This window comes from Microcoleus sp. A003_D6 (assembly GCF_036702825.1).
Lineage (GTDB): Bacteria > Cyanobacteriota > Cyanobacteriia > Cyanobacteriales > Microcoleaceae > Microcoleus.
In genome coordinates this window covers 78,759-104,991 of sequence record NZ_JAUBWA010000007.1, presented here as the reverse complement: position 1 = coordinate 104,991, position 26,233 = coordinate 78,759, and the positions used below count along the sequence as shown (strand labels likewise).

Annotated in this window: 17 protein-coding genes; 8 read left to right on the top strand and 9 right to left on the bottom strand. The window is 46.0% G+C overall.

The window, feature by feature from the left end; translation table 11 throughout:
- Positions 1–81: 81 nt before the first annotated feature.
- Together QUB70_RS04000 and QUB70_RS03995 are read right to left on the bottom strand one after the other, a co-directional pair.
- A complete protein-coding gene (locus QUB70_RS04000) occupies positions 82–5,898 on the bottom strand; it encodes a HAMP domain-containing protein (RefSeq protein ID WP_332978477.1) in 5,817 nt (1,938 codons plus the stop codon).
- Between the two features lie 278 nt (positions 5,899–6,176).
- Entirely contained in the window at positions 6,177–8,297 is a 2,121-nt protein-coding gene (locus QUB70_RS03995) for an FAD-dependent oxidoreductase (RefSeq protein WP_332978476.1), read from the bottom strand.
- Between the two features lie 168 nt (positions 8,298–8,465).
- Between QUB70_RS03995 and QUB70_RS03990 the strand changes: the two genes are divergently transcribed.
- The 4 genes from QUB70_RS03990 (at position 8,466) to QUB70_RS03975 (ending at position 12,077) form a co-directional block, all read left to right on the top strand.
- Positions 8,466–8,981: a hypothetical protein gene (locus QUB70_RS03990; RefSeq protein WP_332978475.1), complete on the top strand. Its 516-nt coding sequence runs from the start codon at positions 8,466–8,468 to the stop codon at positions 8,979–8,981.
- Between the two features lie 632 nt (positions 8,982–9,613).
- A complete protein-coding gene (locus tag QUB70_RS03985) occupies positions 9,614–10,126 on the top strand; it encodes a hypothetical protein (protein ID WP_332978474.1) in 513 nt (170 codons plus the stop codon).
- Between the two features lie 213 nt (positions 10,127–10,339).
- On the top strand, positions 10,340–11,104 hold the full coding sequence (locus QUB70_RS03980; protein ID WP_332978473.1) for an HpcH/HpaI aldolase family protein: 765 nt from the start codon (positions 10,340–10,342) through the stop codon (positions 11,102–11,104).
- A gap of 304 nt (positions 11,105–11,408) precedes the next feature.
- Positions 11,409–12,077 (top strand): 2OG-Fe dioxygenase family protein, encoded by a 669-nt coding sequence (locus QUB70_RS03975; protein WP_332978472.1) that lies wholly within the window; start codon positions 11,409–11,411, stop codon positions 12,075–12,077.
- 256 nt (positions 12,078–12,333) lie between these two features.
- Here QUB70_RS03975 and QUB70_RS03970 read toward each other — a convergent pair whose 3' ends face one another.
- The gene (locus tag QUB70_RS03970; RefSeq protein WP_332978470.1) at positions 12,334–12,747 is read right to left on the bottom strand and encodes a nuclear transport factor 2 family protein; all 414 of its coding nucleotides are present in this window, start codon (positions 12,745–12,747) and stop codon (positions 12,334–12,336) included.
- Positions 12,748–13,292: 545 nt separating this feature from the next.
- Between QUB70_RS03970 and QUB70_RS03965 the strand changes: the two genes are divergently transcribed.
- Positions 13,293–14,345: an aromatic ring-hydroxylating dioxygenase subunit alpha gene (locus QUB70_RS03965; protein ID WP_332978469.1), complete on the top strand. Its 1,053-nt coding sequence runs from the start codon at positions 13,293–13,295 to the stop codon at positions 14,343–14,345.
- A gap of 34 nt (positions 14,346–14,379) precedes the next feature.
- A complete protein-coding gene (locus QUB70_RS03960; RefSeq protein WP_332978468.1) occupies positions 14,380–15,816 on the top strand; it encodes an NCS2 family permease in 1,437 nt (478 codons plus the stop codon).
- 177 nt (positions 15,817–15,993) lie between these two features.
- Here the strand turns inward: QUB70_RS03960 and guaD are convergent, their stop codons facing one another.
- Both guaD and QUB70_RS03950 read right to left on the bottom strand, forming a co-directional pair.
- Positions 15,994–17,349: a guanine deaminase gene (gene guaD / locus QUB70_RS03955; protein ID WP_332978467.1), complete on the bottom strand. Its 1,356-nt coding sequence runs from the start codon at positions 17,347–17,349 to the stop codon at positions 15,994–15,996.
- Between the two features lie 673 nt (positions 17,350–18,022).
- Positions 18,023–18,937, bottom strand: coding sequence for a branched-chain amino acid transaminase (locus QUB70_RS03950; RefSeq protein WP_332978466.1), 915 nt, complete (start codon positions 18,935–18,937; stop codon positions 18,023–18,025).
- A 309-nt stretch (positions 18,938–19,246) separates the two neighbouring features.
- Between QUB70_RS03950 and QUB70_RS03945 the strand changes: the two genes are divergently transcribed.
- Entirely contained in the window at positions 19,247–19,615 is a 369-nt protein-coding gene (locus QUB70_RS03945) for a Lin0512 family protein (RefSeq protein WP_332978465.1), read from the top strand.
- A 168-nt stretch (positions 19,616–19,783) separates the two neighbouring features.
- Here QUB70_RS03945 and QUB70_RS03940 read toward each other — a convergent pair whose 3' ends face one another.
- From QUB70_RS03940 to QUB70_RS03930, 3 genes are all read right to left on the bottom strand, one after another.
- Complete coding sequence (locus tag QUB70_RS03940; protein ID WP_332978464.1) at positions 19,784–20,530, bottom strand: DUF4142 domain-containing protein; 747 nt, start codon at positions 20,528–20,530, stop codon at positions 19,784–19,786.
- 71 nt (positions 20,531–20,601) lie between these two features.
- Positions 20,602–21,453: a hypothetical protein gene (locus tag QUB70_RS03935; RefSeq protein ID WP_332978463.1), complete on the bottom strand. Its 852-nt coding sequence runs from the start codon at positions 21,451–21,453 to the stop codon at positions 20,602–20,604.
- A gap of 1,599 nt (positions 21,454–23,052) precedes the next feature.
- A complete protein-coding gene (locus QUB70_RS03930) occupies positions 23,053–23,508 on the bottom strand; it encodes a hypothetical protein (RefSeq protein WP_332978461.1) in 456 nt (151 codons plus the stop codon).
- A 429-nt stretch (positions 23,509–23,937) separates the two neighbouring features.
- Between QUB70_RS03930 and QUB70_RS03925 the strand changes: the two genes are divergently transcribed.
- Positions 23,938–24,657, top strand: a complete 720-nt coding sequence (locus tag QUB70_RS03925) for an SAM-dependent methyltransferase (RefSeq protein ID WP_332978459.1) — start codon at positions 23,938–23,940, stop codon at positions 24,655–24,657.
- A 178-nt stretch (positions 24,658–24,835) separates the two neighbouring features.
- On the opposite strand, the gene QUB70_RS03920 is transcribed toward QUB70_RS03925, so the two are convergent.
- Entirely contained in the window at positions 24,836–25,936 is a 1,101-nt protein-coding gene (locus tag QUB70_RS03920) for an iron-containing redox enzyme family protein (protein WP_332978457.1), read from the bottom strand.
- Positions 25,937–26,233 lie beyond the last annotated feature (297 nt).

Sequence of the window (26,233 nt, the reverse complement as noted above, 5' to 3'; positions counted from 1 at the left end):
CCTTCTTCCTTCTTCCTTCTTCCTTCTTCCTTCTTCCTTCTTCCTTCTTCCTTCTTCCTTCTTCCTTCTTCCTTCTTTCCCTTATCGATAAAGCCAGACACGCAGCAGCGATAGTAACTGTTCCGTATCAACAGGTTTGGTAATGTAGTCAGACGCACCAGCTTCGATACATTTTTCCCGATCGCCCTTCATAGCTTTCGCAGTAAGAGCAATCATTGGCAACGAAGCAAATTGAGGCATATTACGAATTGCTTGCATTGTTTCGTAACCGTCCATCTCTGGCATCATCACGTCCATCAACACAATATTGATGTCAGGCGTATTTTGCAATGTAGCAATGCCCTCTCTGCCATTCTCAGCATACTCAATTTTCATTTTATGGCGCTCCAGCATACTCGTCAGAGCGAAAATATTCCGCATATCGTCGTCAACAATCAAAACTGTTTTGCCCGCGAGCGTCGAATCTGTTTGATACAATTGCTCTAGCATTTGGCGCTTCGGTTCCGGCAAATTTGCTTGGACTCGGTGCAAGAACAAAGCTGTTTCATCTAACAAACGTTCCGGCGATCGCACATCTTTAACAATTATTGTTTCCGCCATGCGCTTGAGTTGAGTTTCTTCGGTTCTCGTCAACTCTTTGCCCGTATAAACAATAATCGGCAGACTTTTTAAAGCTGCATCTTGCTTGATCTGCTCGATCAGTTCAAAACCCGTCATATCTGGCAGTCCCAAATCGAGTACAACGCAGTCAAAATGCCCCGATTTCAAAGTTGCTAGCGCCTCTGTACCGCTCCCCACAGCCGTGGTAGAAACATCGTGATTGCCGATTAAATCCACAATGCTAAAACGCTGTGTTTCGTCGTCTTCCACAACTAGCAAATTCTTCACTGGCCGCTCCACAAAACCCTTAATATCAGTCAAAGCTTTGCTCAAAGCTTCGCGGCTGACAGGCTTTTGTAAATAGGCGATCGCCCCTAACTGCAAACTGCGCTGCCGCCCTTCTTCAACTGATACAATGTGAACCGGAATGTGGCGCGTACTCGGGTCGTGCTTCAAGCGATCGAGCACTGTCCAGCCATCCATCACAGGCAAATTTAGATCCAGCATAATCGCAGTTGGCTTGAACTCTCGCGCCATCGCCAAACCGATATCGCTCCGCAAAGCCACCAAACCTTTAAAACCCTGTTCCTGCGCCATATCCAACAGAATGCGAGCGAAGTTGACATCATCTTCGATAATTAAAAGCACGCGATCGCCACTCTCAATATTTTCTCGGTCATCTGAGATTAAAGGTGAGGGGTAAGGGGCGATCGGCAATTTGAAATTCGGCGAAGGAACAGCAGAAGAAATAGCAGCCGGCAATTGAGCCATTTGCTTGCCCATTCCCGATTCCCGATCATTCATTATTCGCGATTCTTGGTAAGTTTGCGGCAGATAAAGCGTGAACCTACTACCCTCACCAGGGCGACTTGTCAATTTAATTTCTCCGCCTAACAGATTAGCGATTTCTCTACTAATTGACAAACCCAAACCCGTGCCCCCGTATTTGCGGTTAGTGCTACCATCAGCTTGTTGGAAAGCCTCAAAAATAACCCTGTGTTTTTCAGCAGAAATCCCAATCCCCGTATCGCTAACTGAGAAAGCCACAACAGTAGCGGAACTCGTTAAAGTTTCTATCTCTAAACTCCACCCTTCCCGCGCTACTTCTACACGCAATTTCACCTCACCCCGCTCTGTAAACTTAAACGCATTCGAGAGCAGATTCTTCAAAACTTGTTGCAGCCGTTTAGCATCAGTATAGAGACCTTTTGGCAACCCACCCTCAAGCTCTATTTGAAAACTCAACTTCTTATCCTGGGCGATTTGGCGGAAAGTTCGATCCAAATGATCTCGCAAGTCCGGAAACAACACTTGCTCAATTTCCACCGACATCGTGCCTGATTCAATTTTAGCGAGATCCAAGATGTCATTAATCAGCCCTAACAAATCCGTTCCCGCCGAGTAAATTGTGCGCGTGTATTCAACTTGCTTCTGAGTCAAATTGCCTTCAGTATTGTCAGAAAGCAATCGAGCGAGAATCAACAGCGAATTTAGCGGAGTTCGCAACTCGTGAGACATATTTGCCAGAAACTCCGACTTATACTTAGAAGTTAGAGCCAACTGTTCGGCTCTTTCTTCCAACAACCCCCTCGCCTGTTCGATATCTCGGTTTTTTCGCTCAACTTCCTTATTTTGCAGCGCTAGCAATTCAGCTTGTTCTTCTAGTTCTTCATTCGTCTGCTGCAACTCTTCCTGCTGATTCTTCAACAGTTCCTCAGATGCGCGGAGCGACTGCGCTTGTTGTTCGAGACGCTTGTTAGTTTCCGTTAGTTCCTTTTGCTGAGTTTGCAACTCTTCTGCCAAAGACTGCGACTGTTTTAGCAACTCTTCCGTCCGCATACTCGCCGCAATTGTATTTAAAACAATGGCGATACTTTCTGTAAGTTGGTCGAGAAATGTCAAGTGTATTTCGCTGAATCGGCGGAACGAAGCTAACTCGATTACTGCCGTCACTTGTCCCTCAAATAATACGGGTAAAACCACGACATTCAGCGGCGTAGATTCTCCCAGTCCCGATCCAATTTTAACATAGTTTTCCGGCACTTCTGTCAACAGTATTCGTTCCTTTTCCAGGGCGCACTGTCCTACCAAACCTTCGCCTAAATGGAATCTATTTCCTAACTGTTTGCGTTCGCGGTATGCGTAGGTACTTAACAGTTTGAGAAACGGATCGTGTTCCACAGCTTCCATCATAAAGAATACGCCATGCTGAGCAGAAACCAGCGGCGTCAATTCAGAGAGAATTAGTTTAGAAACTGTTTCTAAATCCCGCTGACCTTGTAACATTCGAGTGAACTTAGCGAGGTTTGTTTTCAGCCAATCTTGCTCAGTATTCTTCTGCGTAGTCTCCCGGAGATTGGCGATCATCTGGTTAATGTTGTCCTTAACGATCCCAACTTCTCCTTCTGTGGCGACGGAAATTGACCTCGTTAAATCGCCTCTGGTAACAGCAATAGCCACTTCTGCGATCGCCCGCAGTTGAGTAGTCAAATTCGCCGCCAACTCATTCACATTATCCGTCAAATCTCGCCAGGTTCCCGCCGCGCCCGGAACCTTAGCCTGGCCGCCCAATTTCCCTTCAATTCCCACTTCCCGCGCCACTGTAGTAACTTGATCGGCAAACGTCGCCAGCGTATCGATCATCTCGTTAATCGTATCTGCCAGAGTCGCAATTTCTCCCTTAGCTTCCAGCATTAATTTGCGCTTCAAATCGCCATTCGCCACCGCCGTCACAACCTTAGCAATACCCCGCACTTGCGCTGTCAAATTCCCCGCCATCGAGTTTACATTGTCGGTTAAATCTTTCCAAGTTCCTGCAACTCCTTTCACCTCAGCTTGACCGCCCAATTTACCCTCAGTTCCCACCTCCCGCGCCACCCGCGTTACCTCAGAAGCGAAGGAATTAAGCTGATCCACCATCACGTTAATAGTGTCTTTCAACTCCAGAATTTCGCCTTTGACATCGACGGTGATTTTCTTAGACAAATCGCCATTTGCCACCGCTTTCGTCACTTCCGCAATATTCCGCACCTGCGCCGTCAAATTCCCCGCCATCAAGTTAACATTATCGGTTAAATCTTTCCAAGTTCCCCCTACACCCCGCACGTAAGCTTGCACGCCTAATTTACCTTCCGTTCCCACTTCCCTCGCCACCCTAGTTACTTCAGATGCGAAGGAACTCAACTGATCCACCATGATGTTAATCGTGTTTTTCAGTTCGAGAATTTCACCTTTAACATCTACTGTAATTTTCTTAGATAAATCGCCATTTGCCACAGCGGTTGTCACTTCGGCAATGTTCCGCACTTGGGCTGTTAAATTGCCGGCCATCGAGTTAACTGAATCCGTTAAATCTTTCCAGGTTCCTGCAACTCCTTTAACTTCAGCTTGCACCCCTAATTTGCCTTCGGTTCCCACTTCCCTAGCAACCCTAGTTACTTCAGATGCGAAGGAATTTAACTGATCCACCATCGTATTGACAGTGTTTTTTAACTCCAGAATTTCACCTTTAACATCTACAGTAATTTTCTTCGACAAGTCACCATTTGCCACAGCCGTCGTAACAGCCGCAATATTTCTTACTTGTTCGGTCAAACTACCGGCCATAAAATTAACTGAATCCGTTAAATCCTTCCAAGTTCCTGCTACGCCTCGAACATCGGCTTGACCGCCCAGTTTACCTTCCGACCCCACTTCCCTAGCCACCCGCGTGACTTCAGAAGCGAAGGAATTAAGCTGATCCACCATCACGTTAATGGTGTTTTTCAGTTCGAGAATTTCGCCTTTAACCTGTACCGTAATTTTTTTAGATAAGTCACCGTTAGCAACCGCCGTCGTCACCTCAGCAATGTTTCGCACTTGTGCTGTTAAATTCCCGGCCATTGAGTTAACTGAATCCGTTAAATCTTTCCAGGTTCCTGCTACTTCCTGCACTTGGGCTTGTACGCCTAATTTCCCTTCTGTTCCCACTTCCCTAGCAACCCTGGTTACTTCAGATGCGAAGGAATTTAACTGGTCTACCATCGTGTTGACGGTGTTTTTCAGTTCGAGAATTTCGCCTTTAACATCTACTGTAATTTTCTTAGATAAATCGCCCTTGGCCACAGCGGTTGTCACTTCGGCGATGTTCCGCACTTGTGCTGTCAAACTGCCTGCCATGAAGTTAACGCTATCAGTTAAATCCTTCCAAGTTCCGGCAACTCCTTTCACCTCAGCTTGACCGCCGAGTTTGCCTTCGGAACCCACTTCTCTCGCCACCCGCGTTACTTCAGATGCGAAGGAATTTAACTGATCCACCATGATATTAATAGTGTTTTTCAGTTCGAGAATTTCCCCTTTAACATCTACTGTAATTTTTTTAGATAAGTCACCATTTGCCACAGCGGTTGTCACTTCCGCAATATTCCGTACTTGTGCGGTAAGATTACCCGCCATCGAGTTAACTGAATCCGTTAAATCTTTCCAGGTTCCTGCAACTCCTTTAACTTCAGCTTGCACCCCTAATTTCCCTTCCGTTCCTACTTCTCTCGCCACCCGTGTTACTTCAGATGCGAAGGAACTCAACTGATCCACCATGATGTTAATCGTGTTTTTCAGTTCGAGAATTTCGCCTTTAACATCTACTGTAATTTTTTTGGATAAATCGCCATTTGCCACAGCGGTTGTCACTTCGGCAATGTTCCGCACTTGTGCTGTTAAATTGCCGGCCATCGAGTTAACTGAATCCGTTAAATCTTTCCAGGTTCCTGCAACTCCTTTAACTTCAGCTTGCACCCCTAATTTGCCTTCGGTTCCCACTTCCCTAGCCACCCGCGTTACTTCCGACGCAAAGGAGCTCAACTGGTCTACCATTGTGTTAACAATTTGCGCTGTTTGGAGGAATTCTCCTTTGAGGGGTCTGTCTTCTATTTCTAAGGCGATGGTTTGCGATAAATCTCCTTTTGCTACGGCCCGAATTACTCTGGCGGTTTCAGAGGTTGGTTGCACTAAATCTGTAATTAGGGTATTGACAGAGTTGACGCTAGCTGACCAGGAACCCTCAGCGCTGCCAATGGTTGCCCGCTGGGAGATTTTGCCTTCTTTACCGACAACTGTGCCGATGCGATCGAGTTCGGCTGCCATTCTCTGATTGAGCTCGATAATGTCGTTAAGTTCGTCAGCAATTTTCCCCGCTAGACCGGTCTGGTCTATGGGCATCCGAACTGAAAAGTCCCCTTTTTTGACAGCTACTAAGGTTCTGAGTAACTGTTTGGCATAACCATTATTGGAATTGGGGCTTGTTATCTGTGCAGTTGACATGACCGTTACCTTTGACGAGTTTGAAGGGGAAGGGGGGAATATTTTTGAGATTATTGATATTATCCGACTAAAGCAGTGTCTGATTGCTTCTATCGAAAGATGGATGACAAATTGCTGTTTATCAGCTATGGATTGGTTATTTTATACTGGTTAGCAGGCTCTTCTTGGTAACGAGTTAATTGTGGGGTGTCACGAACAGGCCCGAAAGCCTGTTCCCCAAAGAGTGAATTTTATTGTGCGGCGGGCAGGATGTCCGCCCTACAGATTACCAACTGCGATTATTTCCAATTTTGCCACGAACTATTGAAGATAGAAGTACCCGGAAAGGCGATCGGATTCTTATTTTGCTGCAACCGCAACTGCAACACTTCCAAGTTTGGCTCGCGAGATGGCAATTCGTCCACTAATTCATAAGGTAAAATCCCCTTTTCTAGGGCAAAAGCAGCCGTAACTCCCGCCGCCGCACCGGCAGACCATTCAAAAGAATGCACTCGATATGCAGCGGCCGCTGTGTGGCTGACAGCAATACTTTTACCCGCCACTAACATATTGTCAATTTTCTGGGGAATCATTGCCCGCAGCGGAATTTGGAACGGATAAGCTTGCCCTTGACCTTTGCGAGTGCCTTCGCGTTCGGTATTTCCTGGTGCTTCCGGCGGACTGTTGGTCATGCAGGGGTGAAAGTCGATCGCGTAATGACCGATACCCACAGAATCAGGATAAATCGTAGCGCGCGATCGCGATTTTGTATCCTCTACCGATTGACTTCCCACAGCCAAAGCCGGCGCGTTCAAACCACCCACAGCCAACCACAAATCTCGATACTCTTCCTCCGACAAATTCTGGCGGTAAAACTCAGCCGTAAAGTCGATGCGAGACATATCAACTTCCCACACCGTAAAACCTTGAGGCTGATTGAAACTCGGCCGCCCAATAATGCGCCGGCCCTCCCGCATATAAGGATATTTAGAAAGTCCGTGCACCGTCCCCATCGGCGAATCCAACCCGCTCAAAAAACGATTGTTTGGATAAGGCTTTTTGACATTATTTCCGAGCTGCGAATCAGTAGTTCCTGCTACCAACCAGTAGAAATATCCCTTAGCATTTTCTTCGCCGCGACGCAAAGTTTCCGTTCGCAAGCCGCCCATCCATCCACCCGGTTGCAGTTGACCGGCCGCTTCCAACTGCGTGCGAGAATAAATTAAATTATCCTGGGCAGAACCGGGACGGTAGTCATTGCCCCAAGTCCAGTTTTGCATCGAAATATCCCCAGGATAAATCGGGAATTGCTTCGGGTCTGAAGGTCGCTTTTCATCGGGTTTCACGCTCCTGATTTGGCGGTAGCTGAAAACGAGCGGAAAGCTGGCCAATCTCGCCAATTCGTAACTGTAGTAAGGAGCGTATTGTTGATAGAAAGACGGCACTTGATGCTGCTGCGGTTCCTTCGTTGCCTCCATCGCAAAAGTGTAGGTAAAACCTTGAGTGCAGTAAGCGTCGCCGGTTGGGCTGGCAGAAGAAGGTTCGAGAGGGGAACGCGGGTCAATTCCGAGGCGGTAGGGAACATCGGCAAGTCCGATCAATTCGCCGGTTTCGGTGGCATCTACAACGTACCAATCAGCACCCCCCCTAGCCCCCCCTTGTAAAGGGGGGGAACTTGTGGAATTCCCCTCCCTTCTGGGGTTAGGGGAGGTTCCAGATGGTTTGGGAATAAACCGAATAATAGTTTTGTTGAATCGCGGAGAATTTTCGTAGCGATAGGCGTCTTCGATCGTCTGAGAAAGAGTTTCGGTGTTGATGGGCCCGGTGTTGGCGGCAGGTTTGTGTTGAATGGCGATCGCACTTTTAATTTGTTGACCCCCAACCGCATTCCCCGCCGCAGCAGGAGTAATTGCTAGTTCTTTAATAACTGTATTGGGAAACCATTTCAGCGTGCCTTTGCCTTTTTTAGCGGCATCCTGCAAGATGTTAAATAAAATTTTGTGACCGTCGTAGGGCATGAAACACGAATAGCTAACCCAACAGCCTCCGGGATTTAGCCTGCCGTAATGTTCCTCGATCCGCCCCCGCAATTCGAGGTAGCCGCGGGGGTAAAATAAGAGCGATCGCTGAGTCTCTCTTTCATCGAGTGCGGAAGTTCCCTGGGAGGAAATTTGACCGCCTACCCAATCAGTAATTTCAGTCAGGCAAACTGTGCGCCCCGCCAGCAAACCTTCGTAAGCGGTAGCAGCGCCTGCGAGCCCGCCGCCTGCTACTAGAATGTCGCAAGTTTCTGCATTGTCTGGATTACGCGGAGGTTCGGCAAATACTGGCGAAATGCTGCCTATCGCGGAAATTAGGCCGAGGGTGAGGCTAAGGATCGATCGACCTTTGAGCAAAAATAGATACTTTGGAAGTTTCATCAGAAATTGTAGGTTAAATTTTGAGACAAGTCAATACACTTACAGCAAATGACCAAAAAGTGAATGAAGTTCTATAATACTGGTATTTCCCGGTGCGATCGGGGCGGTTTTTTTATTTTTGCGTAACATTAGTTGCTACAACACCTTTTTAACCTCATGATTAACCCGATGAACAACCTAATTAAATTGTACAGATTATTGCTACCTTTTGATAGTTTAACAATTTCGACTAATTTAACTTATTCTGAAGTTTTGCAAAAGTTGGATAAAATTATTGAGCCTCCTCAAAAAATCAGAATGGCCTGGCAGTTGCAGAAATCCCATAAACCTTATCAAGGAACATTTTCACGAAACACTTTCAAAATCAGCCGTATCGTCTCTACTTACAGAAATTCTTTTTTACCCCAAATTACCGGCGAAATCCATCCTCAACCCTTTGGTTGTTCCATACAACTTAGCATGAACTTACACCTAGCTGTTATCGTATTTATGATTGTTTGGATGTCGATGCCAGTTAGCATCGGGATGCTGGCCTTATTAGTTTGGTTGGTCGATCGCTCTGTCGGGCTAATATTATTTCTACCTCTTTTGGGAATGTGTATTTTTCTATGGTTTTTGTCCCTAATTTGCTTTAAAATAGAAGCAAGAAAAGACATCAAATTCTTTTCAAATAAATTTAGTTAAAGTAGTTAAAAACATAGTTTGAAAAAGATAATTTAATCAAATATTACATTTTTTTTGTAGCACTCCCCAGCAATCAAAACTAACTCTAACAAAAACTCACGCAAGGTGAAACTGAGTTTCTCTTTGATCTGACTTGAATTGTCTAAATCATTTATTGATGCAGAAACCGCAGATGTCATGCAGATCAACACAGATAAACGCAGATAATTTTAAGATGTTTTGGGAATGAATGCAATGCAGGTCGATCAAGTACGGAAGTTCCCTGAGAGGACATTTGACCAGCGAGTCGGAATTTCCGTGATGCGCGCTGTGCGCCCCGCCAGCAAGCCTTTTTAACTGCCGATTAGTTGATTGTATCGATTGCGAGTCGGCGCGACCAATGTTGGGGTAATAGCTGAGATTGAGGTAATTAGGCTGAGGGTAAAGCTGACGATCGACCTTTGAGCAGAAATAGATACTGTCGAAGTTTCATCGGAGATTGTGGAATTAATTTTGACATAAGCGAAAAACACTCATTCCATCTAAATGTTTATTTTGCAGTATACTGGTATTTTGCGGTGTTGCCAGGTAAAACTTTTTTAGAGAAGAGGCATTAATACCAGCAACAACTATTGAACAGCCGGATGAACCTTATGCTCAAGATCGTCAATTTTTTTAGGTTATTTATTCCTTTTGAAAGTTTAACAATTACCACCAGTTTAACTTGTTCGGAAGTTTGGCGAAGGTTGGACGAAATTGTCACTAATCCCAAAATTTTGAAAATAATTATACCCTTTGGCCCGCCACCTGCAAAACCTTATGAAGGAACAATTTCTGGCAATACCTTCAAAATCAATCGTATCATCATCGGCAGTCATTTATTTTTTCCAATTATAAAAGGAAATATCCATTCTCAACCCTTCGGTTGTTCCATCAAAATTAGCATGACTTTAAATAAAATAGTCCTAGCATTTTTGATTCTTTGGCTGTGGACAACTGGCAGTATAGGAATGTTTTCTTTATTTGCTTGGTTAGTCGAACCCTCCGTGGGAGCAATATTTTTACCAATTCTAGGAATGTTTATTTTTGCCTGGCTTTTGTGCTTGATTCCCTTTAAAATTGAAGCAAAATCAGCTACCAAATTTTTAGCTATTCTGTTAACATAAAATAGACCTCTTGCAAAAGTCCTTTTAATCAAATTTTGGAACGGGCTCTCCGGCCCATTCCACAAGAAAAAAACTTTTTGTGGGATGGGCATCTTGCCCGTCCCAGCTATTTTTGCAAGAGGTCTAGTAATTTAGAAGGGCAATATTTGAGCTGTATTTAAAAAAAAACATGGGTTCACCGGCATTCATCGCCAATAAAAAAACTCCAAATTTATGCGTCAAAACCAACTCAAACAAAAAATTAAACAAGGCGAAACAGTCCTCGGTTTATTTATGAACTGCGCTTATCCCGCATTCATGGAAATCTGCGGTCACGCTGGATTTGATTTCGCCGTCATCGACATGGAACACGGCCCCCTGAACCCGCTTGCTGCTGAAGATTTGTGTCGCGCCGCCGACTGTAGCGGAATTGCACCGATTGTTCGCGTCCGCAAAAACGACGGGCCGCAAATTCAACGAGCTCTCGACATCGGCAGTGCAGGCGTTCAAGTACCTCAAATTGAAAGCAAAATCGATGCCGAAACCGCTGTCAAAAGCGCTAAATACAGTCCTCTGGGCACGCGAGGCCTTTCCTTCGCTACGCGGGCGGGACTTTACACCGCCGCAGGTACAAATATCACCGATCGACTCAACGAAGAATCCTTAGTTGTGATTCATGTCGAAGGCAAAGGCGGCATCGACAACCTTGCGGAAATTGTGACTGTGCCGCAGGTTGACGTGATTTTTCTGGGCCCTTACGATCTGTCACAGTCGATCGGCATTCCCGGCCAAGTCCGCGATCCCCGAGTCATCGACATGATGCAGGAGGCAGTGCAAACCATCCGCAAAGCAGGCAAAGCCGCAGGTACTTTTGCCGAAAACCCCGAAATCGCCCAGCAGTGGATTGATGCTGGCGTTCAGTACGTCGCGCTTGGGGTCGATGTTGCCGTTTTCCTGCGGGCCTGTCAGTCGCTGGTGAAAGCAGTCGATCGATTTTAGATTAGACCTCTTGCAAAAATAACTAGGACGGGCAAGATGCCCATCCCACAAAATTTTTTTTCTTGTGGAATGGGCATCTTGCCCGTTCCAGAATTTGATTAAAAGGATTTTTGCAAGAGGTCTATTGTGGATTTTGGATTAAAAGAAGAACCCGCCCCCGGATTCATCTTGCAAGCTTTACGATATCTTTGCAATTTTGGTAGTGCCTTTTACGACACATACAAAAATCCTGCGCTAGAGTAGAAGCATACACCTCCTCAAGGCAAAATTAGGGAGGGGAGCAAGGCTTCATGGAGTAAAATTTATGAAAACCGTATTAGAATCCATTCATTTGGATTATGCCTTCATGTTTACTTTCAAAAAAGTAAACTCGATTAAGCTAGAAGGTTTCAAGGAATTTTTTGACGATATGCCTGTCGATCCGTATGTGAAAGGTAAGTATCGTTCGAGAAGATTATCGCGGTTTGCAGTCAACGGAAATGAGTTAGTTAAGTTACCTCACGGCTATTTGTATCAAAGCAAAACCTACAATCCGCTAGTGGGCGATATCAGGCGGGAATTTGCCGAATTGGACGATCGGCTAATCGCCCTCGATAATTTCAAACAAATGATTTTTGCTTTTTTCGATTCTTGCAAAATTCACCCGGAAGCTGAAATCGGTATCCATCAAATCAGGACGAGTTGTTCGCCGCACAATTTCGGCAACCCCGCACCGGAAGGCATTCACCGAGACGGTACTGACTTTATCGGCATCTTCTCGGTTGACAGAACTAATATTGTCGGCGGGGAAACGCATTTGTACTTGGCTAAAAAAGAGAAGCCTGTTTTTAATAAAATTCTGCATCCGGGAGAATTGCTGTTAGTTAACGACCACGAGTTTTTCCACTTTACTACGCCGATTAAACCGGAATCAGAAGGAGTGGGAACCAGGGATGTCTTTGTGCTGACTTCTCCGAGTTTACTTTGCGATTGAGTAGAGTTGGACAATTGGGCGTCTTTCGTTCGTAGTGAGGATTTGAGTCCTGTTTCTGGCGTTTAGTCAATCACGACTCTTCGTCCTGACTACAAACCTGCATATAGCCTTTCTCAAACAGATGAGGTATGACTGACAGCTTATATAACCACTAAACGTATAGGGCTGAAGCCCAACTACGTACCTCATCTTTCTGAGAACCGCTATATTTTCCTAAAAAACCAGGTTTATGCGTCTAGCAAATCACAGATAAATTTTATCGAAACTTCCGTTCAGACTCTTGAATTGGAACATCATTAATGCTGGCTTCACGTCTTCGCATTAACCCATTTTCTGCAAATTCCCATTGCTCGTTACCATAGGCGCGATACCAGTAGCCAGAATCATCGTGCCACTCGTACTCGAAGCGAACAGAAATCCGATTGTCTGTAAAACTCCAGAGTTCTTTCTTTAAACGGTAATCTAATTCTTTTGCCCATTTTCGTCTTAAGAAAGCCTTGATTTGTTCCCGTCCGCTAAAGAATTCGGCGCGGTTTCGCCACTGAGAATCTTCTGTATAAGCTAAGGCTACTCGTTCTGGATCGCGGGTATTCCAGGCATCTTCAGCAGCTTGAACTTTGGCTTTAGCCGTTTCCAGCGTAAAGGGCGGTAGAGGTGGTTTAGTTTCCATAAGCTTTGTTGTTTGTGACTGTAAAGGGTAAGTGCGGTGTGCGTGGAGCCCTAGAGATAGCGTGTGTGCGTCGAGGACAGGCTTTATTGGATTAGATATTTTCTCATGCCCTCCCTCTACATACAGCAGATTTCAGGTCGTCGATCGCACAGACGTGAAACCATGAGCGATCGCTCCTGTGAACCCTGCAATTCCTGGTGCGCCGACTGTCAATATTTGGTGGCGCGTGATTTTCTGAGATAAGCAGAAGAATCAACCAGCTAAGAATGCCAGCGAAGGGGAAGATAAAAAAGAGGCAAAACTAGAGCCTTTTAAAATGACAATGGGCGCGATCGGGGGATTGGTGCTATTTTTATATGGTTTTACTCGGATGGCGAAAGGACTCGAAGCAATTGCGGGCGATCGCATGAAAGAAATTATCGGACGTTAAGCCCAACCTACAACTAACTACTGCAATCATTGCCATACATTTACATATGTAGTAAATCGTACAGAAGTAAGCTTTCTAATGTTTTAAGCTTCAGCGGTATTTCGCATACATCATTATGCACACTACACAAGAACGATCGTGCAATTCTGCGTTTGTATTGCCTCGAAACTGCACCTTTACTGAAACTGATTGGAAAGCCCTTGCGCCGTTTTGGTATCCGATCGCGTTCTCGCATGAAGTCACGGATCGACCGTTTGCCGCAAAGCTGCTCGATGAACGGCTCGTGCTGTTTCGACTTTCCGATAGCTCGATCGTTGCAGCGCGGGACTTGTGTTTGCATCGCGGTGCTCCTCTGAGTTTGGGATGGGTTGAGAACGATGAACTCCAATGCAAATATCACGGCATCCGCTACGACAAAAGCGGTCAATGCACGTGTATTCCCGCTCAACCGGATGCCGCAATTCCCGCTCGGCTGAAATTGACGACCTACTCTGTCACCGAACGCTATGGTTTAGTGTGGGTAAGGCTCGTGGATAACGGTTCAGTCCATTTTCCTGACTTTAAGGAATGGAACGATCCAGACTATATTCAGGTTCTGCCAGCCAGCGTGGCGATCGAAGCTGCCGCAGGTCGTCAAGTCGAAGGCTTTCTGGATGTGAGTCATTTTGCGTTTGTTCACACCGAATCCTTTGGCGAGCGCGAAAATCAAGAAGTGCCAGATTATCCCGTTGAGCGACTACCGCACGGGTTTCGCGCTGATTATGTCAGCACTGTGAGCAACTATCCGCACGGTCTAAAGCATCTGAGTCCGCCTGGGTTTAAGTGGCGTCGATTGTTTGAAGTGTGGCTGCCGTTCACAGCTAAGTTAACCGTTACCTTTCCGAACGGGCAGTTACACATCCTGAATGCTGCCTGTCCGGTTTCAGCCCGCAAAACGCGCTTGTTTGTGCCGATTTGCCGCAATTTTGACAAAGATGCACCGCTGCAAGACACGCTGGACTTTAACCATCAAGTGTTTGGCGAAGATAAGGACATTGTTGAGGAACAGTATCCCGAAGATTTGCCGATCGCGCTGCAAGATGAAGTCCACATTGCCGGGGATAAAAGCTCGATCGCGTATCGCAAAGGATTGGCGGCATTGGGTCTAGGACGATCGTTTACCGCCTAACTCCTATCTCAATAGAATTTCGGAGATCCAAACCATGAGCGCTGATTTAGAATTTCAAAAACCGATTCCGCCAAAGCAATCCTACACAGGTTGGCAAGCTGCACTCGCAGAGTTCTTCCAGTTTGATTTCTACAGAACCAATTTCAAAACAGAGACGCTCGCGGGTATCACCACGTTCATGACGATGGGATACATCTTAGTCGTCAATCCGATTATTCTGTCAAACGCGATTTTTCTACAACAGCCTGGAGATTTGTTTTCGCAATTGGCTGTGGCAACCGCTGTGGCGGCGGCAGTTGCAACCTTCTGTATGGCAATTTTAGCAAACTACCCGTTCGGGCTGGCACCTGGAATGGGAACGAATGCCTTTTTTACTTTCTCAGTTGTAATCGGACTGAAAATCGATTGGCGATTGGCGCTGTCGTGCGTGTTTGTTCAGGGGTTAATTTTTATCGCTCTGACATTCACGGATGTACGTCGGTTATTGATCGTGGCAATTCCCAAGTCGCTCAAGCACGCAACCGCAGCAGGGATCGGCTTGTTTATTGCCTACATCGGTATGTCAGGAGATGTTGCCACTGGGGGAGCCGGATTGATTGTGGCAAATCCAGCGACAAAAACGGCGTTTGGCAGTTTAGCAGAACCGAACACGCTACTCGCTGTGGCGGGTTTAGCGATGACAGCCGGATTGGTGGTTCGGGGTGTCAGAGGTGCGTTACTATTTGGAATTTTTGGCACCGCAATTTGGGCTTGGCTGTTCAAGGTTTCACCCCCACCTCAAGGATTTTTTGCGCTGCCAGAATTGCCAAAAGACATTTTTGGTCAAGCATTTCTGGGAATTGCTAATCTGAACTCCGACAATTTTCTTGACTGGATTGCAGTGCTGTTTGTATTTCTGTTTGTTGATATTTTTGACACGATCGGGACGCTAACGGGTGTGGGAATGCGGGCAGGCTATATCGGCCCGGATGGCGAGTTGCCGCGTGCAAATAAAGCACTGATGGCAGATGCCATTGGCACCACAATCGGCCCGATCTTCGGTACGTCGAGCGTGACGACTTATGTTGAATCCGTGGCAGGCGTTGCCGAAGGCGGTCGAACTGGATTTACCGCTTTAGTTGTGGCAGGATTATTTGCGGTGTCGCTGTTTTTCATTCCGGTGTTTAAAGCGATTCCGGCTTTTGCAACGACGCCGACGCTGGTCATTGTTGGCGCGATGATGTTGGCTGAGGTTAAAGAAATTCCCTGGGATGATATTTCGGAAGTGATTCCAGCGTTTCTAACGATATTCCTGATTCCATTGACTTATTCGATCGCGGAAGGGTTGTCGATCGGATTCATTGCCTATCCGATTGTGAAAACCTGCCAAGGTAAAGCCAAGGAAGTGTCTGCGGGAACTTGGATCATTGCGGGCATCTTCGTGATTCGGTTCATCTTTATGTCGCTGCGGTTTCATAATTCAGCAGCCTGAGCCAACTTCTAGGTTTGAATGACTTACCTGTTGTTTAGGCGACGCCGATAGTTTAATAGACCTCTTGCAAAAATCCTTTTAATCAAATTCTGGAACGGGGTCTGGGGCCCGTTCCACAAGAAAAAAAATTTTGTGGGATGGGCCCCAGAGCCCGTCCTAGTTATTTTTGCAAGAGGTCTAATCTGCTTTGCTGTAGGCGAGTTCCCCCAGGATGTAGGTTGCCTGAACGGCCCGATCGTCGCCCATGATGATTAAACTAAAGGCACGATCGGCAAGTTCTTCCAGCGTTGTTGCGGGTGCTGCTGAATTGCGAAAAGCCATGATCGGCGTCGATCGTAAGTCCAGCACCACAAAATCTGCTTCTTTACCCACCTCGAAATTGCCAATGCGATCGTCCAGACATAACGCTCTAGCGCTGCCCAGCGTAGCGAGAAACAATGCTTGAAATGCAGACAGAGAGTATTGTCTCAGTTGCGCGACTTTGTACGCTTCATTTGCCGTTTGCAGCATCGAAAGACTCGTTCCTGCACCAACATCTGTGGCAAGCCCTACTTTAACCGGAGCGTCGATCGACTTCGCTTTTTCAAGATCGAACAACCCACTGCCTAAGAACAAATTTGACGTAGGACAGAATGCGATCGTAGATTTTGCTTCAGAGATCCGTTGAAATTCTGCATTCGTCAGTTGTACGCCGTGTGCAAAGATCGATCGCTCTCCCACCAATCCAGCTCGATCGTACACATCGAGATAGCCTTTGCACTCTGGAAAAAGTTCTTTTACCCAAGCAACTTCATTAACGTTCTCTGATAGATGCGTGTGCAGATAAACATCAGGATACTCTTGCAACAGTTTCCCTGCTAGCTTCAGTTGTTCCGGGGTTGAAGTCGGTGCAAACCGAGGCGACACCGCGTACAGCAATCGTTGATTGTGATGCCATTTTTCAATCAGCTTTTTGCTATCTTGATACGACTCTTGGGCCGTATCGGTCAGATATTTCGGTGCATTGCGATCCATCATCACTTTCCCCGCAATCATCCGCAGATTTCGACGGCTCGCTGCCTCAAAAAAAGCATCGACTGATGCTGAAAAAACCGCTGCTAAAACAACTGCCGTCGTGGTGCCGTTGCGTAATAGTTCATCAAGAAAAATAGCTGCAACCTGTTCGGCGTATTCTCGGTCTTTAAACTTCAGTTCGGTTGGAAACGTATATTGATTCAACCAATCCAAAAGCTGTTTTCCGTAAGCAGCAATCATTCCAGTTTGGGAGAAATGCACGTGAATATCAATAAATCCAGGCATCAACAGCATTCCTGGGTATTCAGACACAGTGATGTCTGAGAACTGCTCTTTCAGGCGATCGTAAGCTCCAAAAGCTTTAACAATTCCGTTTTCTACAACCAGCAGACCATCTGGAACATAGCGAACGCTTTGATTTTGGGCAACATAAAAAGGATCTTCCACAAAATCTAGAAAAGCACCGCGAAACGCTTTAATTGAATTTTTAGATACAGATAAATTTTTGTTAATTGCCATGTGAAAAATTCTTTGGTTTTGGAGGTTTGCTCAATCCTATGAAAATGATTGCTTGTAATGTCAGATTTGTAAGTTACATTTACTACAAAAATAATTTTAAGACTAATCTAATCGCATTATTACTGCTTTAGCATTTATAAAATTGCATAGAACAGTCCTGGACGCACTCCGACAGAGAAACCGGGTTTTTTACCGAATCTGCGGGTAAAAACGGAGTATTTTCGTAAAAAAACCCGGTTTCTGAGCCCCCGTGCGTCTAGGACTAAGCTGTGTTGCATCTAGATTGCCTATGGTATTAGAGAGGGAGAGGGGGAGAAGGGGAGCTGACAGGTGTAGGTTTTGCCTTGCAAAGCCCTACAGACAAGCGACAGTGCAACGGTTTTAGGCTTTTGCCTTGCGAAAATCTCAAACTCTTATGGGATAAGGCTTTTACCAAAAAACCTACATCTGTCAGGAGAAGGGGAGAGGGGGAGAGGATTTGACGATTTTTGATCGGGACTCGAAATATACAATTTAAATGCACAACAGCTTATAGTTAATTCTGGAGCGTCGATATAGAAGTTTTCAAGCCGATGAAATACAGCAGACGGGTGTAAACACGGCAGTCCAGTTGATGGTTTGTAGTGAGGAATTTAGTCCTTAAAAGAAGGACTGAACTCCTCACTACAAAGGGTTAATTTAGGTCGATGGGAAATACCCAGTCTTGGTAGTTACTATCGCGATTTTCGATGATTCCCGTGAGTTTGTCCAAAATCTTTTCGGTGATGGGTCGGTTTTTGGGCAAGTGATAGTTTTCTACTCGCTTAATTGGCGTAATTTTGGCGGCGGTTCCGCAGAGGAAAATCTCGTCTGCAATCAACAATTCTGATTTATCAACTGGTCTTTCTATGACTTCAATTCCTAAGTCTCGGGCGATTGTGATTACGCTGTCTCTGGTAATTCCTTCGAGAATATCTTGCTCAAAACCGGGAGTAATTAACTTACCGTTTCTGGTGACAAATATGTTCATTCCTGAAGCTTCGCTGACTTTTCCTTGAGAATTCATCATAATTGCTTCGTCGAAGCCGGATTCTACTGCTTCTGTTTTAGCTAATGCTGAGGTGATGTAAGCACCGCTAATTTTACCTCTTAAGGGCAAGCTGCGGTCTTCTTGGCGATACCAAGAGCTAATTCTACAGTTGACTCCTTCTTTGGGCAAATAGTCGGAAAGTTCTAATCCGTAGACAAAAAAGTCTGTTTCTACGTTGTGCAGTCGCGGGGCAATTCCTAAACTGGATGTGTAGATAAAAGGGCGGATATAAAATGATTTTGTTGGCTGGTTTTTCTGGACAAAATCAATGATTATTTGTTGGATTTTGCTGGCTGGCAAATCGCAGTGGAGGAAGCTGGCACTTTGACTTAATCTTTGACAGTGGCGGTCTAATCTAAATAGCAAGATTCGATCGGCATTTTGGGGGTCTGGAATTCCCCGCAACCCGCCTAAAACTCCGGTTCCGTAGTGCAGTGCGTGGGTGGCTATGGAAATTTTGGCGTCGGTAAATGGGAGAAATTGGTTTTGAAAGTAGGCAATTGGTAGAAAACTATCCATGATTCAAGCTGGCGATGAGTTTTGCAGTCCGCTAGGAAAGCTGAATTTGGTTATATTACCATAAGTTGTACCATTTTAGATTTTAGATTTTAGATTTTAGATTTACAATGACTGATTCGATATGGGTTTGGAGGTTGCACAAAGTTGCATTGTTTTTTTTTAAAGTGGATTATTATTTTATTGTTATTTCGATTTATAAAATAATATAAATTGCGGTCAGTTTGGTCGATAATTGTTTGGGGAAAAAGTGCGATCCTCTTCTGCAAGCTTCGCTAACGACTAAAAATAAAAATCAACCAAGGGGCAACTATGGCACGTAAATGTTTCATCATTGAAATGGGGATGGGTATAGACCAGCACGGGCAGGAACCGACTGTAGCCTGTGCAAGGGCTGTACGAAATGCGATCGCCAATAATGCTCTCCTAGGCGTCTGGGAAGTGGCGGGTTTGAGCGACCCGAATCAGATGATTGTTGAGGTTAAAGTGGCTGTTCCTTACCCGGAACAAGTGCGGGAACAGGAGGTGTTGGCGGTGCTCCCTTTCGGCAGCAAAACTCTGATTGTGGAGCAAGGGGGCATGATTGTGGCAGGCAGGGCGATCGCCTCTCTGAATGATAAAAATGATGAAATGCTAATCGCTGTGGCGGCTGTGAGTGTTTTTGTGGACACTCAGGATTAACTAATTTTTTGTTGTTTGAATAAATCGCCCGATCGCACTTGCTTGTTTCCGCGATCGGGCGATCGAACGCCTGTCTGTTCAAAAATGATTAATTTAGGCTAAGTCTCGAATTAGGAAAAGTAAAGTGCGATCGTCTCAAACCCGATCGCACTCTACCTCCTCTACCTCCTATTTAGGCTGGCTGGTATCTGCCAACATTTGGTTAACCATTTGCAAGTGCGCCTGAAGGTTCGGCAAAAGCTTGGTGGCCCAAGCCTTCAATTCGGGATCTTGTCCCTGTTGAGACTGAGCCTGAAACAAAGCAATAGCCTGATTGTGGCTGTCAATCATAGCCTGCTTGTAAGCGCTGTCAAAACTTGTACCGGAGAGTCCCGAAAGTCGCTCCATCAAAGCTGTGTTCTGGGTACTCATTTCGGTTGGCAATTTTACCTCTTTTTGCATTACTAACTGCATCAATTCTTGATTGGCCCGAGTGTGTTCCTCAACCATTTCTTGCCCGTACTCTTTCACACGAGCGCTAGAACCGCGCTCCACGGCCAACTTACCAAGCTGCACTTCCAGCATACCAATTTGACCTGCTTGCATGACAAAGTTTCTGTCTTGGCTGCTGAGAGAATTAGGCGAAGTTTCGCTACCTGTTGGAGTGTTGGGAGAACGGCTGGGATTGTTGTTGATGGGGGTATTTGGAGAACGGCCGGGAGTGTTGTTGGTGGGGGTATTTGGAGTGTTGGGAGTAGTAGCATCGTCAGTAGCGTTATCAGCAAGCTCAAAAACCCGATCGCCCGACTGGTTGAAGCCGTGAGTCTGGCGGTTTAATTCTGCCAATCCCGGCACAGCTATCAAGGAACTAACGCCGGCAATTCCGGCAACTGTTACCAATTTTTTGAACAAACTTTTGCGATTGAGTGAAGTCATGAATTTCTAAGCCTCTAAGTTGTTTTCAAAAGTATGTGAAGCGAAGCTATCCCGTAGGGAATCGCCAGAAACTAGCGATGGGAGGGTGTACTGCCTTTCCGAAACAAGTTGATCAAACCAAACGCGCCCAAGGCACCCAGCCACCCCAAATTGTTGGGGCTATCGCGCCGAGCACTCAAAACTCCAGAATTAGTATCAGCCGGCGTGGATGTGGTACCCGTTGTACCCGTTGTACCCGTTGTATCGGTTGTACCCGTTGTACCCGTTGTACCCGTTGTACCCGTTGTACCCGTTGTACCCGTTGTACCCGTGCCTGTCGTATCGGTTGTACCGGTTGTGCCGGTGCCACTCGTACCGGTTGTACCGGTTGTGCCGGTGCCACTCGTACCGGTTGTACCGGTTGTGCCGGTGCCAGTCGTATCGGTTGTACCGGTTGTGCCGGTGCCAGTCGTATCGGTTGTACCGGTTGTGCCGGTGCCACTCGTACCGGTTGTACCGGTTGTGCCCGTGCCAGTCGTACCAGTTGTGCCCGTACCAGTTGTGCCGGTGCCAGTCGTATCGGTTGTACCGGTTGTACCCGTGCCAGTCGTATCGGTTGTGCCGGTTGTACCCGTGCCAGTCGTACCGGTTGTGCCGGTTGTACCGGTGCCAGTCGTATCGGTTGTGCCGGTTGTGCCCGTACCAGTTGTGTCGGTGCCCGTACCAGTTGTGCCCGTACCAGTTGTGTCGGTGCCCGTACCAGTTGTGCCTGTACCAGTTGTGCCCGTACCAGTTGTGCCTGTACCGCCTCCAGCACCCCCTCCAGCACCCCCTCCAGCACCGCCGCCTGACTGGGCAGAAGCAGGCACTGCTAAGGAAACCGTTGCTAAACCTAAAGTACAAGCGCTTGCTAAAACAACTTTCAACAATTTAGAAGATTTCATGGTAATGCTTGCTTTTGCGTAAAATCCTGCGATCGCTTGTGATGCCAAAATCCCAGGGTCAAATTGACAGCGTAACGTGCAACTTTTCTAACCTTTGCTGCGGAATAATCAAGGTAAAGGAGCATATTTAGTCCCGTGCCTCGATTATTTCACCCGGATAAATTAGACCGCCACGTTAACAGTTTATAAGCTATTAGGTATTGTTCAAGTTCGCCATTCATCTTTAGGAATATTTGGCAAAATGGCGTTTTATTTCAGGTGGTGGATGATATTTGATGGGGCGGCAGACTAGCTAAATCAAAATTTGTGTACGGGGGATAAAAAGCGGGGTGAACTGAAAAATTTTGGGTTGAGTAACGAAACATATACGCATCAATCTGGTTTCTGAGACAAGCGCGCGGTTCTTTCTATAAATTTTCTCCGGCGCCTGGTGCTTTGAGACAGAAATTCTTGATTTTCTCACCGTCAATTTTGGGTTAGCGCTACGCCCTAGGAGTTAGTTTCAAATTTTTTGAGCGTTATTTTTCCTTAACTTGCTGCTGGCAATTTGGGCGCTGGCAGAATACTGCTCAAACTTTCCCAGAAACTAAATTATCTCAAAACGCCCGATCGACCTTTCCGAGTCGCAAAAGCGCCTGCAAACCCTCAACAGCAAGGCGTTTGACTGGGCTTTGACTTGCGTAAAACAGGAAGGCGAACTGAGGGCTATCCGAGTCGAACCCGCGCGACATTAAATTAACCAGCGGCGGCGCACTCGTCAGAATTGCTTGTAAGTGCGATCGGCTAAACCCTGATATAGTAAAGCCAAAACTAAGCCAGATAGCGCTTATTCCCTAACACATTTCACAAGCAGACATCAAGTAGGCTGTATCGAATTATGGCCAGAATTGGCTATCTAATGTTCATCTCTTTTTCTAAACTCGCAAGTGAAAAAGCCGAAATCAGATTAATGACTGTTTCAGAAAAGAAATTACCCAAATCCGGGCCAAGCAGCAACGGCAAGTCAATTCCCTTCGTCGCTCATAATAAATTTAATATTACATCTGTCTTGGGAATGAGAAAAGTGCGGTTTAAAACTTGCTTTTAGAGAGAGGAAAGTAGTGGCTTCTAGTAGATAACATTAAATTTATGTTTAATAATTAGAGGTCATTATTTCAGAAAAACACTTTGACACCTTACCTTCAAAAGCACAAGAACTCCCCCAAGGGGAGAAACAAATTTTTCAGACTGCTTTTAAAAGTGCTAGTGAAGATGGAATGAGCGCTGCTTAGAACACTGTAAAATCTGAATATGTTAAAGGCGAAGGTGGCATTTGGAATCACAAGGGCGACGATACTAATCAAACCCGCAAATCTGTACAGTCTGGTGGCAATTAGTTATCAGCCATCAGTAAAATCGTGTCCGCTAACCTAACCCCTATCCGCTGTGTAGTGATGGCTTCCTTCCTCAAATTTTGATTAGAACGAAGAGTCCTCACTACCAACCAATTGCAGTAACATTATTCTAGCGGGCACGATCTCATCAGTCATTAGTAATGTACTCATCACTTGTGGTTAATGCTTTACGTTGATAGCTCTTGAAATCGCGGTGGTACAGAAGTTAATGCAGCCTGTTAAGAGGCTGGCGCATATCCCATTGCAATTCTGCTAAAACGAGCAAGCTAAATACCATTACGGCTCCCGTAAATAGGAAATACCAACCGCCCGTGAAAGGCAAAATCAAAATCCCCAACAGGTGAAATAAACTGGTAGCTAAAAGCGCGCGCGCTCGCACTGCCCATCCCCTCCCAAAATAGCCGATTCCGCTCATTCCCAACCACAGGGAACAGAGATTCGCCAACACTTTTTCCCGACTCAAAAAAATGGCAGAGTCGGTTAGCAGCAATGCTAATAATATCAGTATTACCCAACTGTAAAGCACCCAAGTCAGGCGTTCTATTTTAACCCAATAGTATGTCCAGCTTACCATAGCTGCTGTACCTACGAGGCTGAGTGTTGACTGCAAAACTGCTTGCAGCATCCAACTCACCGAAAAAAATTGTGCCGTGCCGAACATGGGTATTAACAGCAAGCTCCACAGCAGGCAAGATCGATCGAGACAAGTATAAAATTTTGAATAAAATCGCTATTTGCCAAGGGGAAACTGAACTTGCCAAAGCCGTTCTCAATCCTGAACGGCAATGTTAATCTGTTTGCGGCGCAGAGGCGGAACTGACTATTTTAAAAAGGTCACGTTTGACACTATTAAAATTAATAGTTAGTGGCTCATTTACCTCTCTAAACAGTAATCAATATAATTGCTATCTGCACAAGGGATTAATTTTGTTAAGGTGACGATCTATCGGCAGTAATAGTTATTTAATCGCCATGTAAAACCGGAAGAGATCGATTATAAAAATTTAGAAAATAGCTCTTGCGACAGATTGCTGCACTATTACTTGTCCGATAAGTTAAAAACAGTCAACTTTGTTACCGAATCGAATTTATGCTCAGTTCAGCCCATCCTCTGAAACAGGTATTCCACTGCCCGGAAGAATCGGATTTTTACGCGCACTGCTTGGAAAGTTTAGTGTTAAATGCCAGCGATAATTCTCGACTTATCGTAGAGTTTGGTTCAGGAGAGGGAAGTCCTGTTATTAAGTCTTTGTTGAGAAGTGATTTTGACGGGACAATACAGGGATTTGAGCTAAATAATGTAGCTTGGAAAATAGCTCAGTCTCAAATTAAGGAATATGAACTGAGCGAACAATACACGGTCAACAATTGCTCTTTTTTTGATTCGCCTTTATACGAGTCGGCGGATTGTGTAATCTCAAATCCTCCTTACTTACCTGCGGTGGATGATAAAATTTACCAGCCGCTGTTGCACGGCGGGAGTGATGGTTCTACAATTGCTAAAAAACTTTTATCTCTGGGCAGTGACAAAGTTTTGCTGATGGTTTCTAGCTATTCTAATCCGGTGGGTTTGGTCGATTATGCCTTGGATCGAGGCTACTCGGTTGCGAATTTTGAGATTGCACCTTTAAGTTTTGGGTATTATAGTTCGGAACCGAAGGTGAAAAGCGCGATCGCCAGTCTCCGAAAACAGGGAATGGCTTTTTATTCGGAAAATATCTATCTGCTGGCTGGAGTTTTGTTTAAGAAGCAAGAAAAGTCGCAAAGAGATTTGTCGATCGAGCTAATTCAGTTAATGACAGCATTTTAAAATACAGGCCTGGTAGGGTGCCTCTGAGATGTTGCACCATTGTCAGCAACAGGCAAGATGCCTGTTCCACAAGAAATACACTCTTTGTGGAACAGGCATCTTGCCTGTTCCTAAAAGGCTTATTGAGAACGGTGAAATATGTAGGGTGCATCACTCTTTGATGCACCCTAGATAGCTGTTAATTCCGTTCTGCGGCTTGGATCGATCGCACTACAGCAGCAGCAGCCCGATCGCCGATCGACTTCTCCTGATCGTACCCCAACACCAATTCCCACGCATCTTGCGGGTATCTGTCAACCAGCGGGATCGCCACTTCATCCAACATCCAGCGGCCGTGACGTTCATCTTCTTTGATGTGCAGTTCCCAATAACCCATCGCAGCTTGCGAAAGGCCCAAACGCTGGGCGGCGGCTAGATAATTGCGGTAAGCAACGGGCCCCGCCACCTCAAAATAAGTGAGTCCGCCGTTGTAGCGCAGAAAATGGCGCTTGCGTTCCGTCAGCAGAAAGTTGTGATTGATGCCTGCGAGCACTTCCCAAGGCACTAAATCGAAGTACGCTTCCGGTTCCGTACTCATATCGAATTCGGCCAGCATTTGAGCAAAAAAGGTCGAATGCTTGCGGGGAAGGCGACCGCCGCCGTATTCTTCGATCAGCACTCGGGTAAGGGTACACTGAATTTCGTTGCCGGCACCGCCGAGGATGCGAGAAAGACGGCTGGCTTCCACTAAACCGTCGAAGGAGGCGATCGCCAGCAGGTGTCTGTATCCCTCTTCAGTCATCTGTTCCCGCTGGTAGCGATCGATCTCAGTTAGCGGAGGATCGACATCGGCGGCTGCGCGATCGCGCAGAGCTTGCTTGACATCCTCGATGTTTTGCAGCGCTGCAACGTCGATTTGCGCGATTTCCCACTGCTGCCAAGGTTCCTCGATGCGATCGCGCACCGAACGCAAATAGTGCGATCGCTCGTTGTTGTAGCGGCGCAAATCGTCGTACCAAAACAATTTGAGGCGGTTGATGCGGTAAAGTACGCGCTGCAAGAAGCGGTGCGCGGCCTCATCGCCCGGTTCCTGTTGGTAAGCTTCTTGAATTGCATAGGCGATCGCGCTTTCAAAATCGCTGACAAGTAACGGTTTTGCCGCCACCGTCTTGTCTAAATCTTCGACTTCTAGCAAATTGACAAATTGGCGATCGGCTGCTTCGTAATTTGGGAGTGCGGGTTGCTTTTTGGGAAGACTCGGCGAATTTATTTGTGGGAGTAAATCTGCGGTATTTTGCATGGAATCAACTTATTCTAACTCTGATTTTGGTGCTGCCTGCCCAAACAGCCAACCGTTGTAGATTGGTGAGGATTATGGCTAATTACTTTCAAGATAGCGAATCAGTCAGCCGCATACACCCTTCCATTGATAGAGATTTGACCGCTACCGTCTCATACCCTTTTCAACTTGTGAGTAAAGGTAACAACGTTTATGGAAATTTGTATTAACTGATATCAGGCATCATTCTCGATCACCTGTTTAGAAACGGGCAAGATGCCCGTTCCACAACAAAATACAGGTTTTGTGGAACGGGCA

Coding starts and splice junctions, on each gene's coding strand:
- QUB70_RS03990 (WP_332978475.1), top strand. CDS start 8,466: ATGAACAACCTAATTAAATTGTACAGATTATTGCTACCTTTTGATAGT.
- QUB70_RS03960 (WP_332978468.1), top strand. CDS start 14,380: ATGAGCGCTGATTTAGAATTTCAAAAACCGATTCCGCCAAAGCAATCC.
- QUB70_RS03980 (WP_332978473.1), top strand. CDS start 10,340: ATGCGTCAAAACCAACTCAAACAAAAAATTAAACAAGGCGAAACAGTC.
- QUB70_RS03950 (WP_332978466.1), bottom strand. CDS start 18,937: ATGGATAGTTTTCTACCAATTGCCTACTTTCAAAACCAATTTCTCCCA.
- QUB70_RS03930 (WP_332978461.1), bottom strand. CDS start 23,508: ATGTTCGGCACGGCACAATTTTTTTCGGTGAGTTGGATGCTGCAAGCA.
- QUB70_RS03945 (WP_332978465.1), top strand. CDS start 19,247: ATGGCACGTAAATGTTTCATCATTGAAATGGGGATGGGTATAGACCAG.
- QUB70_RS03965 (WP_332978469.1), top strand. CDS start 13,293: ATGCACACTACACAAGAACGATCGTGCAATTCTGCGTTTGTATTGCCT.
- QUB70_RS03940 (WP_332978464.1), bottom strand. CDS start 20,530: ATGACTTCACTCAATCGCAAAAGTTTGTTCAAAAAATTGGTAACAGTT.
- QUB70_RS03995 (WP_332978476.1), bottom strand. CDS start 8,297: ATGAAACTTCCAAAGTATCTATTTTTGCTCAAAGGTCGATCGATCCTT.
- QUB70_RS03970 (WP_332978470.1), bottom strand. CDS start 12,747: ATGGAAACTAAACCACCTCTACCGCCCTTTACGCTGGAAACGGCTAAA.
- QUB70_RS03975 (WP_332978472.1), top strand. CDS start 11,409: ATGAAAACCGTATTAGAATCCATTCATTTGGATTATGCCTTCATGTTT.
- QUB70_RS03935 (WP_332978463.1), bottom strand. CDS start 21,453: ATGAAATCTTCTAAATTGTTGAAAGTTGTTTTAGCAAGCGCTTGTACT.
- QUB70_RS03925 (WP_332978459.1), top strand. CDS start 23,938: ATGCTCAGTTCAGCCCATCCTCTGAAACAGGTATTCCACTGCCCGGAA.
- QUB70_RS03985 (WP_332978474.1), top strand. CDS start 9,614: ATGCTCAAGATCGTCAATTTTTTTAGGTTATTTATTCCTTTTGAAAGT.
- guaD (WP_332978467.1), bottom strand. CDS start 17,349: ATGGCAATTAACAAAAATTTATCTGTATCTAAAAATTCAATTAAAGCG.
- QUB70_RS04000 (WP_332978477.1), bottom strand. CDS start 5,898: ATGTCAACTGCACAGATAACAAGCCCCAATTCCAATAATGGTTATGCC.
- QUB70_RS03920 (WP_332978457.1), bottom strand. CDS start 25,936: ATGCAAAATACCGCAGATTTACTCCCACAAATAAATTCGCCGAGTCTT.